Source organism: Pseudomonas sp. MWU13-2105, assembly GCF_023242315.1.
In the GTDB taxonomy this organism is placed as follows: domain Bacteria; phylum Pseudomonadota; class Gammaproteobacteria; order Pseudomonadales; family Pseudomonadaceae; genus Aquipseudomonas.
In genome coordinates this window covers 211,066-223,740 of the sequence record NZ_JALLIY010000013.1, presented here as the reverse complement: position 1 = coordinate 223,740, position 12,675 = coordinate 211,066, and the positions used below count along the sequence as shown (strand labels likewise).

At 59.8% G+C, this 12,675-nt stretch carries 11 protein-coding genes; 5 read left to right on the top strand and 6 right to left on the bottom strand.

All coding sequences use genetic code 11. The features are described 5' to 3' along the window. The 6 genes from M5B96_RS20395 to M5B96_RS20370 all read right to left on the bottom strand — a co-directional run bounded on the left by M5B96_RS20395 (position 1) and on the right by M5B96_RS20370 (position 4,213). Complete coding sequence (locus M5B96_RS20395) at positions 1 to 171, bottom strand: DUF5908 family protein (RefSeq protein ID WP_248798705.1); 171 nt, start codon at positions 169 to 171, stop codon at positions 1 to 3. A gap of 2 nt (positions 172 to 173) precedes the next feature. Further along, positions 174 to 674, bottom strand: a complete 501-nt coding sequence (locus M5B96_RS20390) for a phage tail protein (protein ID WP_248798704.1) — start codon at positions 672 to 674, stop codon at positions 174 to 176. Further along, positions 664 to 1,128, bottom strand: a complete 465-nt coding sequence (locus tag M5B96_RS20385; protein WP_248798702.1) for a phage tail protein — start codon at positions 1,126 to 1,128, stop codon at positions 664 to 666. Before M5B96_RS20385 ends, M5B96_RS20390 begins: the two co-directional genes overlap by 11 nt. Before the next feature lie 87 nt (positions 1,129 to 1,215). Then, complete coding sequence (locus M5B96_RS20380) at positions 1,216 to 2,796, bottom strand: phage tail sheath family protein (RefSeq protein WP_248798701.1); 1,581 nt, start codon at positions 2,794 to 2,796, stop codon at positions 1,216 to 1,218. A 50-nt stretch (positions 2,797 to 2,846) separates the two neighbouring features. After that, on the bottom strand, positions 2,847 to 3,638 hold the full coding sequence (locus M5B96_RS20375) for a hypothetical protein (protein ID WP_248798692.1): 792 nt from the start codon (positions 3,636 to 3,638) through the stop codon (positions 2,847 to 2,849). An 8-nt stretch (positions 3,639 to 3,646) separates the two neighbouring features. Further along, positions 3,647 to 4,213 carry a Pvc16 family protein gene (locus M5B96_RS20370; RefSeq protein ID WP_248798690.1) on the bottom strand — a complete coding sequence of 189 codons (567 nt, stop codon included), beginning with the start codon at positions 4,211 to 4,213 and terminating at the stop codon, positions 3,647 to 3,649. Between the two features lie 553 nt (positions 4,214 to 4,766). On the opposite strand from M5B96_RS20370, the gene mexE reads away from it, so the two are divergent. From mexE to M5B96_RS20345, 5 genes are all read left to right on the top strand, one after another. Beyond that, positions 4,767 to 6,023 (top strand): multidrug efflux RND transporter periplasmic adaptor subunit MexE, encoded by a 1,257-nt coding sequence (gene mexE, locus M5B96_RS20365; protein ID WP_248798683.1) that lies wholly within the window; start codon positions 4,767 to 4,769, stop codon positions 6,021 to 6,023. Between the two features lie 12 nt (positions 6,024 to 6,035). Beyond that, positions 6,036 to 9,215: an efflux RND transporter permease subunit gene (locus tag M5B96_RS20360; RefSeq protein WP_248798681.1), complete on the top strand. Its 3,180-nt coding sequence runs from the start codon at positions 6,036 to 6,038 to the stop codon at positions 9,213 to 9,215. Next, positions 9,212 to 10,639, top strand: coding sequence for an efflux transporter outer membrane subunit (locus tag M5B96_RS20355; protein ID WP_248798679.1), 1,428 nt, complete (start codon positions 9,212 to 9,214; stop codon positions 10,637 to 10,639). Before M5B96_RS20360 ends, M5B96_RS20355 begins: the two co-directional genes overlap by 4 nt. Positions 10,640 to 10,876: 237 nt before the next feature. After that, positions 10,877 to 12,163: an HAF family protein gene (locus tag M5B96_RS20350; RefSeq protein ID WP_248798678.1), complete on the top strand. Its 1,287-nt coding sequence runs from the start codon at positions 10,877 to 10,879 to the stop codon at positions 12,161 to 12,163. Positions 12,164 to 12,315: 152 nt separating this feature from the next. After that, positions 12,316 to 12,630, top strand: a complete 315-nt coding sequence (locus tag M5B96_RS20345) for a hypothetical protein (protein ID WP_248798676.1) — start codon at positions 12,316 to 12,318, stop codon at positions 12,628 to 12,630. The last annotated feature ends 45 nt before the right edge of the window (positions 12,631 to 12,675 follow it).

Sequence of the window (12,675 nt, the reverse complement as noted above, 5' to 3'; positions counted from 1 at the left end):
TTAACGGTCAAAACGGCTTCGACTGGTTTTTTCTTTCAGGGCCCGAAGGCATTCCTGAACAATGCTTTTCTTGAGTAGGGTGATTTTTTCGCTATTGAGTAATTCACTCTCGCGCTCATCCCGCGAAACGATCGCTGTGCGAATCACCAGTTCACGTATTTCCACAGGCATGCTCAATCTCCAAAAAGCGCGGCAATACCGGCGTATTGATTGGTCCGGTTATCGTCGGTATCGAAGTACTGGTAGGCCAGTTCGATGGTCTCGATCAGAATGCTGTTTTCCTGGGATTTCAGCTCACTCATCGACCACTTCACCGGATAGGCCCTGGCAAAGCTCCAGCTCAGGCACGTCATGCCCTGCGCATCGAACAGATTCACCGTGATGTTCTTCGTCTGGATCGGTTTTGCCAGCCCCCCGCCGAGTGTCTCCTGGCACCATTCGATCAACGGCGAGTCCGCCGGTACGATCCCGCGTTTCAATATCAGGTTGGTATAACGGGTCTGCCCGGGCAAGCGATAGCTGAAACGGTTTTCACCGCCACTGGTGACTTCTTCAATGGCGGTTTCCTGGCTCAACCCGGAAACTTCCTGGAAGGCGGCGTCCGTCGAGCCGCCCGCGCCAGGAATCTTCACGCTGAAATAGAAACTGGTCAGCAGGTCGATGTTAGCTGCCATTGGTGATGATCAGTTGCTCATGGGCGATTTCAATGGTGTCCACCGCGACCTCATTGCCATCGGACTTCAAGTCGGTACCGGTGATCTTGGTCGGCCAGGCATTGTTCAACTGCCATTGCATGGTCACCGCTCCCGCCTCATCCAGCAACTTGATCAATACCGTGCGACGGGTCACGACATTCATCTTGATTTCGTCCATCCACTTCCAGAACGTATTGTCATTGACGAAGATGCCACGCTTCATGGTGACATTGCCGTACTTGGCAATGCCCGGCATCTTGATCGTTGAAAACAACGCACTGTTACTGTGCCGGTATTCGATCAACTGCACTTCCTTGTCCATGCCGGAAACTTCCTGAAAGGCAATCCCTTTCAGCTGGGTTCCGAAATCCACTTCGAATCGAAACTTGGGCAGTGGCCATGTCGAGCCTTGTTTGCTTCCGTCATCCGCCATAAAAGATCCCTTTCACGAGCACTAAAATCGATAATTGACCGAGACGATCAGGACGATCGTCATTTCCCATGACCCGCTGGCAATACATCAACCGGACTTGGCCTGTTCCTGCTGGAAGGTAATGACCAGGAATTCAGCCGGCTTGACCGTCGCCACCAGCACCGACACGCGCATGTAACCGTTGAGCAGGTCATCCGCCGTCATGGTTGTACCCAGGCCGACATTGACCTGAAAGGCATCGGCGGGCGTAGCGCCCTGCAAGCCGCCCTGGCTCCAGATGCTCATCAGGAAACTGCTGATCATGCTTTTGACGGCAGACCAGGTATTGGCGTTATTCGGTTCGAACACATATTGGCGCGCGGCCAATTTGACCGATTGTTCGAGGAAGGTCATGGTCCTGCGCACCGATACATAGCGCCAGTCCTGGCTGTTGCCGTCCAGCGTGCGGGCGCCCCAGATCAGGATGCCCTGGCCGTTGAAGAAGCGGATCGCATTCACCGACTTGCCGGAAACCGCGTCGATGTTGAGTTTTTCCTGTTGCGTATCCGAAAGGCGAATCGGCAGGCTGGCGGCCCCGACGATTCCGACGTTCGCCGGGGCGCCCCAGACGCCATTGGCGTTGTCGTTTACCGTGTAGACACCGGCGATGGCGCCACTGGGTGGCAGCACATTGGCGCTGGACAACACATGCGTGACGATCTGGCTGTAAAGCGGACTGGCAATCAGCAATGCCGCCTGCAACTGGGCGTTGCTCATCGGGTTGGCCGGAGGCGACTGGATCATGTTCAAGAGGGTCGCCGCATCCGGGTTCGGCGCCGCTGGAGGGTTCAGCAAGGGGGCCAGTTGAGTGGTATCGCCGCCAAACAGGTTGGTGAAATCAATATCCCCCGACTGCATGATGGTGGTGCCAATGAACGGGTAGTAGCTGGCGCCATACTCCAGGCCGGTGTTGCCGGTGTGGTCGCGAAAGGCCTGGATGTCCTGGGTATAGAGGAGCGGGTCCGGGTTGGCACCACCGATCACATCGAACACGCACAAGGTCGTGCCCATTTCCTTGGCCTGCAACAACATGCTCTGCATCAAGGTGCCATTGTCGGCGACCGACAGCAACGTCGCTTCCGGGCAGATATACAGGGTCGGCTCCTGCTCGTTCTTCAGCAGCGCCAGGCCATTTTGCAGCGCAGACAGCTGCACATTGGGGTTGATCAGCGGCGCCGCGGGGTCGGTCGCCGGCTTCTTGCTGGCCGGCCCATAGGGGCCGACAGCGACGATATAGGCATCACCGCCGCCATTCTGATAGAACAGGCGAATACTGTTATAGAGGTAATAGATAGTGTTCGGATCTGGCAGGATGGAGTAATACTTCGAATCGATGGTGAGATAATCACCCGAGGTCGGCAGGTCCTTTTGCGGGACCAGGTAATACTCGGGGCTGTACTGGCGGGCCGGATCGGCTGGCGGCGGCGGATTATCAAGCATGAAGAATGCCTGAAACTCCATGAACGAAGAAATTTTCTGCGGTTTGTTGTAGTAGGACTTGCCTTGGTAGTCGGCCCTGGGGGTATAACCAATAAAGGCAGGCACCGCAGTCGCTATCGGCACTACCGAATTGGAGAATCCGTTGACCTCATTGATGTACACACCTGGTGTTGAATAGGTAGAAGCCATCGTTCTTCCTTGAAGGGATTAGGGGTTGATTGATTTCATGACCGGGACCGCTACAAGTAAACGTACAAGGTACAAACAGCACCTGATGATCGCTCTGAAAGCCCCCACTGGGCCTGTCCAGGCGTCGGCAAGCCTTTTATGTAGCAATGCTCGACAAGCTGTTCTTCAGATGACAACGCCAGCCTGTCCACCAGGTCGAACACTATCTTCGGCACCTGCCGCAAGGGAAACCGCTGATCTGCGCAACTGAAACTCAACGCCTGCTCACCGCTGGGCAACTGAAAAGACTCAGGCCCCTCGAACCGTTGCCCATTCTCCGCGACAATGACCGGATTCTGCAGGATCACTTCACTGCGATTAACCAGGTAATACTGCCAAGCCAGTTCCCTGGCCTTGAAGTCAACCAGGTAATAGGCATCAACCCCCCTCGCCAGAAGATCGTCGAGGTCAAGCCTGATCACCGCGACTACGTCCCCCCGCCCGGCCCAGCGCTCACCGGGTGTCGGCGAAATCTCGATTTGCCCTGAAGGGTTTTTCTCACCCTCGCTTGAACTCAGCCATAACGCCCCGAGCCAATCCAGCGGCAGGTCCGTGATAAAGAAGAAGCGCCGCGGGTCGCAGCACAACAGGAAAGTGAGCTGGCCCGCCGGGGCCTGATCGCGCAAATAGGCGATGAAATCAGCGTTGACCCTGTCGCCCAGCAAACCGAACAGACCATTCTGTAAACGCGCGACAAGCTGGTATCGGTCGAGCAGTTGCGCGGTCGGGCCATCCGCGACCAGCTGAAACTCCGCCAGCTTCCCATCGGCAAAGTAATCATGCCGAAACTCGATCTGGAACAACGGCGCCCTCATGGATGTACCGTACCCGCAATCTCTCGCACCGTCGTCGACGAGCCCTTTATCTGCCCGGACTGCACGGCAACATGTCGCACCTTGTAAAGCATCGATGGGAGATAGCCGACCCCCAGGGCCGTCCATAAGTCATGAGCTTTGTGCGAGGGAGAGTTTTCGATCTCGAACTTCAATGCCGACAATCCTTCCGGCAAGGCCGGGCTATTGGTTCGATCCAGGGAAAGATGTTCCTGGAAAAACGCAACAACCAGAGTGAGTTGCTTCAAGGCTTCAATGTAGTTGTCGAAGCTGGCGGAGAGCAGTATGTCGAGATTGAAAAACAGCGCCGGATTGACCTGATTGACTTGATCAACCGCGCGAACCTGTCCGCCGTAAAACTGCTTATTACTCTCGTATTCGAGATTGACCAGGGTAACAACGACTTTATTGCGATTTTGTTCGAGAATCGCAGGATCCGAGGCGGACAGGTTATTCAGGATAACACAACCTTTATCCACGCCAAGTTGTACAGAAAGATACTCATCGAGCACCTGCCGAATATAAATCAACGCAACGTCAATCATAAACGTCTCCCAGCCTAGTTATCCTGACTTCGCTGAAGGCTTGCCCTGCCTAATATGAGACTTAAAAGATTTAAAAAACCTGCTTAAACCACTTAGTTCAAAAAAAGTACCATAGAAAATGGTTATTGCATAGGCCCGTCAAAAAAATTCATCCACAGATAAAACGATAGTTTGAAAGTCCCGCGACGAAAAAAATTTTCTCTTTTAATATCAATATGTAAGTCGCTCCAACCCGCCCAAGGAACGTTGCTCGCTTGCACTGATGCATCGGCCGTGCATGAAATATCGTCAGCCGATCACCCTCCTGCATGCCGACAGACTCCTCGGCGTCCGCTGATCAGCACCAGTGAACACACGTGACCTTTTTGCGTTCCTCGCAACAGTGATTTGTCACTTCGAGAATAGATAGCCCCCTAACGAAAGGCGCATGCTAGAGGGCTGGGGTCGGTTTGATATCATTCCGAATGATAGTTACCTTCGCTTCATTCGATTCGTGTGAGACCGGTCCCCACAGCATGATCCGCCCATCTCAATAGATTGGCGGACTCCCCCCATGGAACAGTCACTTAAACTTTTGCGCTTCCCTTTGGCTGCCTTGGCGGTCGTGGTGATGAGCGCCTGTGGTAAAGCGCCCGTGGCGGCGGGTGGTACGATGCCGGCGGCCAAGGTCAGTGTCGCCAAGGTCATCGAACAACCGGTCAATGAATGGGACGAGTTCACCGGTCGCCTCGAAGCCCCGGAAACCGTCGAGATCCGGCCACGCGTCTCCGGCCAGATCGATTCAGTCGCCTTCACCGAAGGCGCACTGGTGAAGAAAGGCGACCTGCTGTTCCAGATCGACCCGCGCCCTTACCAGGCTGAAGTCCATCGCCTCGAAGCCCAGCTGCAACAAGCCCGCGCCACCGCCAGCCGCAGTGCCAACGAAGCCGAACGCGGCAAGCGCCTGTTGAGCAGCAATGCGATTTCCGCCGAACTGGCCGACACCCGCAGCAGCTCCGCCCAGGAATCCAAGGCCGCGGTCGACGCCACCCAGGCGCAGTTGGACCTGGCCAAGCTGAACCTGAGCTTCACCCGCGTCACCGCGCCGATCAGCGGCCGGGTCAGCCGTGCCGAAATCACCGCCGGCAACATCGTCACCGCCGATGTCACGGCACTGACCAGCGTGGTGTCCACCGACAAGGTCTATGCCTACTTCGACGCCGACGAGCGGGTCTACCTCAAGTACAGCCAACTCGCGCGCCAGGGTAAACGCGGCCAGACCACCCCGGTCTACCTCGGCCTGTCCAACGAAACCGGCAACCCGCACCAGGGCGTGATGAACTTCGTCGACAACCAGGTCAACCCCAAGACCGGCACCATTCGCGGTCGCGCGATGTTCGACAACGCCGACGGCGCCTTCACCCCGGGCCTGTATGCACGCCTGAAGCTGGTCGGTAGCGGCACCTACGCCGCCGTGCTGATCAATGACGAAGCCGTGGGCACCGACCTCGGCAAGAAGTTCGTGCTGGTCATGGACGCCGACAAGAAGACCGTCTACCGCTCGGTCGAGCTGGGTCCGAAAATCGAAGGGTTGCGCATCGTGCGTAATGGCTTGAACAAGGACGACACCATCGTCGTCAAGGGCCTGCAACGCGTTCGCCCTGGTTCGCCAGTGGATCCGGAAGTGATCCCGATGGCCTCCAAGGAAACCCTCGCGGCCCTGGCCCTACAAAAACAAGCCCTGGAAGCCAGCAACCTGCCCCAGGTCACGCCCGCCAAGAGCGCGCCTGCACCGGCTGCCAAGCTGGCCGTAGCGACTCCACGCGGTTAAGGGATACACACGATGAATTTTTCCAAGTTCTTCATATCACGACCGATCTTCGCGGCGGTGCTTTCGCTGCTGATCCTGATCGCCGGCGCCATCTCGCTGTTCCAGTTGCCCATCAGCGAATACCCGGAAGTGGTACCGCCGACCGTGGTCGTGCGCGCCAACTTCCCCGGCGCCAACCCCAAGGTCATCGGTGAAACCGTGGCCGCACCGCTGGAGCAGGCGATCACCGGCGTCGAGAACATGCTCTACATGTCCTCGCAATCCACCGCCGACGGCAAGCTGACCCTGACTATCACCTTCGCCCTGGGTACCGACCTGGATAACGCGCAGGTCCAGGTACAGAACCGGGTGACCCGTACCCAGCCAAAACTGCCGGTGGAGGTAACCCGTATCGGCATCACCGTCGACAAGGCCTCGCCCGACCTGACCATGGTCGTGCACTTGACCTCGCCGGACAAACGCTACGACATGCTCTACCTGTCCAACTACGCCTTGCTCAATATCAAGGACGAGTTGGCGCGCCTCGGCGGCGTGGGTGACGTGCAGTTGTTCGGCATGGGCGACTACTCCCTGCGGGTCTGGCTCGACCCGAACAAGACCGCTTCGCGCAACCTGACCGCCACCGACGTGGTCAACGCCATTCGCGAGCAGAACCGCCAGGTCGCGGCCGGCCAATTGGGTGCCCCCCCCGCCCCCAACGCCACCAGCTTCCAGCTGTCGGTCAATGCCCAGGGGCGCCTGGTCTCCGAGGAAGAATTCGAGAACATCGTGATTCGTGCCGGCGACGACGGCGAGATCACCCGCCTGAAAGATATCGCCCGGGTCGAACTCGGCTCCAGCCAGTACGCCCTGCGCTCGTTGCTGGACAACCAGCCGGCGGTGGCGATCCCGATCTTCCAGCGTCCGGGCTCCAACGCCATCGAAATCTCCAACGAAGTCCGCGCCAAGATGACCGAGTTGAAGAAAGACTTCCCCGAGGGCATGGACTTCAGCATCGTCTATGACCCGACGATCTTCGTACGCGGCTCCATCGAAGCGGTGGTCCATACCCTGTTCGAAGCCCTGATCCTCGTGGTCCTGGTGGTGATCCTGTTCCTGCAGACCTGGCGTGCCTCGATCATCCCGCTGGTCGCCGTACCGGTGTCGCTGATCGGTACCTTCGCGGTCATGCACCTGTTCGGCTTCTCGCTCAACGCGCTGTCGCTGTTCGGCCTGGTACTGGCCATCGGTATCGTGGTGGACGATGCCATCGTGGTGGTGGAGAACGTCGAACGAAACATCGGCCTAGGCCTCAATCCGGTGGAAGCCACCAAGCGCGCCATGCGTGAAGTGACCGGTCCGATCATCGCCACGGCGCTGGTGCTCTGTGCAGTGTTTATCCCGGCGGCGTTCATCTCCGGGCTGACCGGGCAGTTCTACAAGCAGTTCGCCTTGACCATCGCCATCTCCACCGTGATCTCGGCATTCAACTCGCTGACCTTGTCGCCGGCACTGGCTGCCGTGCTGCTCAAAGGCCATGATGCACCGAAGGATGGTTTCTCCAAGCTCCTCGACAAACTGCTCGGTGGCTGGCTGTTCCGTCCGTTCAACCGCTTCTTCGACCGCGCCAGCCATGGTTATGTCGGCACCGTGACCCGCGTCATCCGGGCCAGCGGCATTGCCCTGGTGCTGTACGCCGGCCTGATGGTCCTGACCTGGTTCGGTTTCGCCAGCACCCCGACGGGTTTCGTTCCGGCCCAGGACAAGCAATACCTGGTGGCCTTCGCCCAATTGCCGGACGCGGCGAGCCTGGACCGTACCGAAGACGTGATCAAGCGTATGTCCGACCTGGCCCTGAAACAGCCTGGCGTGGAAAGCGCGGTGGCCTTCCCCGGCCTGTCGATCAACGGTTTCACCAACAGCCCGAACGCCGGTATCGTCTTCGTGACCCTGAAGCCTTTCGACCAGCGCAAGGATCCGAGCCAGTCCGCCGGTGCCATTGCCGGCGCCCTGAACGGCAAGTTCGCCGGGATCCAGGAAGCCTACATGGCGATCTTCCCGCCACCACCGGTACAGGGCCTGGGCACCATCGGCGGTTTCCGCCTGCAGATCGAAGACCGCGGCAACCTCGGTTACGACGAGCTGTACAAGGAAACCATGAACATCATCGGCAAGAGCCGTAGCGTGCCGGAACTGGCCGGGTTGTTCACCAGCTACACGGTCAACGTGCCGCAGGTCGATGCTGCCATCGACCGGGAAAAGGCCAAGACCCACGGCGTCGCCGTCAGCGACATCTTCGACACCCTGCAGATCTACCTGGGTTCGCTGTATGCCAACGACTTCAACCGCTTCGGTCGCACCTATCAGGTCAACGTCCAGGCCGAACAACAGTTCCGCCTCGAATCCGACCAGATCGGCCAGCTGAAAGTACGTAACAACAAAGGCGAGATGATCCCGCTGGCGACCTTCATCAAGGTCAGCGATACCTCGGGTCCGGACCGTGTCATGCACTACAACGGTTTTATCACCGCGGAAATCAACGGTGCCGCCGCACCGGGCTACAGCTCCGGCCAGGCCCAGGCGGCGATCGAGAAACTGCTCAAGGACGAACTGCCCAACGGCATGACCTACGAGTGGACCGACCTGACCTACCAGCAGATCCTCTCGGGCAATACCGCGCTGTTCGTCTTCCCGCTCTGCGTACTGCTGGCGTTCCTGGTACTGGCCGCCCAATACGAAAGCTGGAGCCTGCCGCTGGCGGTGATCCTGATCGTGCCGATGACCCTGCTGTCGGCGATTACCGGGGTGATTGCTTCCGGTAGCGACAACAACATCTTCACCCAGATCGGCCTGATCGTACTGGTGGGCCTGGCGTGTAAGAACGCGATCCTGATCGTCGAGTTCGCCAAGGATAAACAGGAAGAAGGCCTCGATCCGCTGAGCGCGGTACTGGAAGCCTGCCGCCTGCGTCTGCGGCCGATCCTGATGACCTCCTTCGCCTTCATCATGGGCGTGGTGCCCCTGGTGTTCTCCAGCGGTGCCGGTGCCGAGATGCGCCATGCCATGGGTGTGGCGGTGTTCTCCGGGATGCTCGGGGTGACCTTCTTCGGCCTGCTGCTGACGCCAGTGTTCTATGTATTGATTCGCCGCTTTGTCGAGCGCAGCGACGCGCGCAAAGCTGCCCGGGCCCTGAAGCTGGAGGCGCAACAATGAGCAACCTGAAGGCCTTTCTGCCGAGCTTGCTGGTACTGGCGCTGAGCGCCTGTGCCGTCGGTCCGGACTACAAGACCCCGGCCACCGAGAAGGCCAATATCACCGCCGCCACCGATGGCAGCGCCGGCCAGAAGAACTATGACCGCGCGCACTTCCAGGGGATCTGGTGGCAGCAGTTCGACGATCCGACCCTGAACCAGCTGGTGACCCGGTCACTGGCCGGCAACCGCGAATTGCGCGTGGCCTTCGCCCGCCTGAAAGCGTCGCGGGCGATCCGCGACGATGTCAGCGACGATGCCATGCCGACCATTACCAGTCGCGCCAGTGCCAACGTTGGCAAGGGCCAGGTACCGGGCACCACCGAGCAGCGGGTCAACAGCGAACGCTATGACCTGGGCCTGGACATGGCCTGGGAGGTCGACTTGTTCGGCCGTATCCGCCGCAACCTGGAAGCCGCCGATGCCGACCAGCAGGTCGCCGAAGCCGACCTTTACCAACTGCAAGTCACCATGATTGCCGAACTGGTGGATGCCTACGGCCAACTGCGCGGCGCGCAACTGCGGGAAAAAATCGCCCTGGCCAACCTGAAGAACCAGCAGGAGTCCAAGGGCATCACCGAAAGCCTGCGGGATGCCGGGGTCGGCGATCAGCTCGACGTGGTTCGCGCCGATGCCCGTCTCGCGGCGGTGGAAGCCACGGTGCCGCAATTGCAGGCCGAGCAGGCCCGCGAGCGTAACCGTATCGCCACCTTGCTCGGTGAGCGCCCGGACACCTTGTCGGTGGACCTCGGTCCGAAGGACCTGCCGGCGATCTCCAAGGCCCTGGCCATTGGCAACCCGGGCGACCTGCTGCAACGCCGGCCGGATATCGTCAGTGCCGAACGCAAGCTGGCCGCCGCTACCGCGCGGATCGGCGTGGCCAAGGCCGACCTGTTCCCTCGGATCAGCCTCAGCGGCTTCCTCGGCTTTACCGCCGGGCGCGGCTCGCAGATCGGCTCGTCCGCCGCCAATGCCTGGGCCCTGGGCCCGAGCATCACCTGGCCGGCGTTCAACCTCGGTAGCGTCAGGGCCCGCTTGCGCGGGGCCAACGCCGAGGCCGAAGGCGCCCTGGCCAGCTACGAACAGCAAGTGTTGCTGGCGCTGGAAGAATCGCAGAACGCCTTCAGCGATTACGGCAAGCGCCAGCAACGCTTGATCTCGCTGATTCGCCAGAGCGAATCGAGCCGCGCCGCCGCCGACCTGGCTGCGATTCGCTACCGCGAAGGCACCGCCGATTTTCTCGTCCTGCTCGACGCCCAGCGCGAACGCCTGGCCGCCGAAGACAGCCAGGCCCAGGCCGAGACCGACCTGTATCGCGGTATCGTGGCGATCTACAAGTCCTTGGGTGGCGGCTACGAGCCGCAGACGCTGGCCAGCAGCAACTGACTCAAGACCTCCCGGGGGTTGGATGCCCTCCGACCCTTTTTCAGCCCCGCACCGCCTTGGTCGCGGGGCTTTTTTTTCGTCCGTGAATCCCCCTGGAGATAGTGTTACGGGGTATTTCATCAGTTTCGAAATGCTCTAACGAACTGTCATTTCTGACAGTTACCGACGCGCCGGGCCCTGGGTACGGTAAGTGGGCGCCCAGATCGTGCGCGCTCCCCCATCGCAAGGAGAAGCGTTATGAAAATCCCCTCTCGTCTCGTTAGCTCACTCGGTGTTGTTATCGCCGGTCTCAACCTGGCCACGACGGCCCAGGCGGTCAGCCTCTGGGTCGATAACGTCAGCAATCCTGCTTTTCTCGAAAGCCGCATAAACGGGATCAATAACAATCATTTGTCGGTTGGCAGCGGCACTCTGACGAACTTTGTTGGCGCGGGCTTCTGGGATACATCATCTGGCGGGGCTACCGCCCTGCCCCCGCTGTTCACCTCTGCATCAGGAGTCCCGGGGGCCTGCGTCGGCGGTGCGGTCAGTAATGGTACGGCAACCACGGCCGTGATCGTCGGTTCCTGTGAGGACGCCAACAGTATTCCCCAGGGCGTCAAATGGCTCGCCAGCAGCCTTTCCTCGCCACCCCAGCAGCAGCAACCGCTACCGATTCTCGCCGGGCTGCGCCTGGTACCCGACGTACAAACCGAGGTGGCCGCGGTCAACCTCGCGGGTGTCCTGGTAGGCGTCAGCATCAGCCCTACCGGTGAGACCACACCGGTAGTCTGGACCGCCGCCGGGGCAGCAAACAGCCTGCTCCCGCCACTGCTCGGTTCGGTGACCAACTGCAGTCCGGCGGACATCAGTGACGCTGCCACCCCCTCGATCATCGGCAACTGCCCGGCGGGTGCTGGCGGCGCGGGGAAAAACCAGGCGGTGCTCTGGACCAATACCAGCTCCGGCTATAGCGTGTTACCGGTGCCCAGTGGCGCCAGTTACTGCGTTGCCAGTGAAATCAATGTGGGCGGGAAGATCCTCGGCACCTGCTATTACCTCGGCAGCGGGACTCCCGATAGCTATAAAACCGTGCAATGGGCGCCTGGCGGCGGCAGCGCGCCGACAGTGATGCTGACCATCAACGGCAGCACCTCACTACGTAACTCCGGGGTTGCGATGAACGCCTCGGGGCAGATCGCTGGTAATCGGTTGCAGGCCGGGGGCTTCACCACCCCATTCTTCTGGGACCCCGCAACCGGCACCAACGGGATCCCGATCGCCCCGTTGCCAGGCGGCTCAAGAGCCACCGCCAAGGCTATCTCCGACAACGCTGTCGTCGTCGGCTGCAGTGAAACCAATGGTGCCAGCGAAGCCTTCGCTTACCACAGCGTCGGCGCCACCCTTGCCGCAATATCCCCCCTGGCCGCCGGCGGCAACGATTGTGCCGATGCCATTTCTCCAAACGGTGCTTATACCGCCGGCACCAGTGAAGACGCCAGCGTAAGCGAACGGGACGATGGGGTGATCACCAACACCCCCTGAGGATGAACAGGTGCAGGGCTCAGGGCTCAGGGCTTCTATCGAAGCATATTGGCTTGATCCAGAGGGATACTAAAATGACTCCTATCGTTCTTTCCCCATCAGTCTGTTCCAGGCAGGCAATGGCGCCGCACAGCACGCGCCCCAAAAGGGCAATGGCGTTGGCGATGCTGATCGCGGCGGGGGCTATCTGCCCTCTGATCGCGACATCCAGCCATGCGGCCCCCCTCTGCGGGTTGCAGGCGCGCCGCGTTTGCAACACCAACGTCCCCAGCAGAACCCCCGGTTACAGTCCCGGCTTCAGTGCCGGTTACAACAATGGCTACGCCAATGGCTATGCCGCTGGTTACGTAGCCGGTCGCGATACCTATGTCGCGGACTACAACGCGGGCTACAACTATGGCTTCGTTGATGGTTATAGCAACGGTTACCTGGCCAATACTCCGCCTTATGGTCGGGTCCGCTACTAAAACCGAGGGAGCGGCAGCGGCATTTTTCTTCTGTCCCCCAGCCTG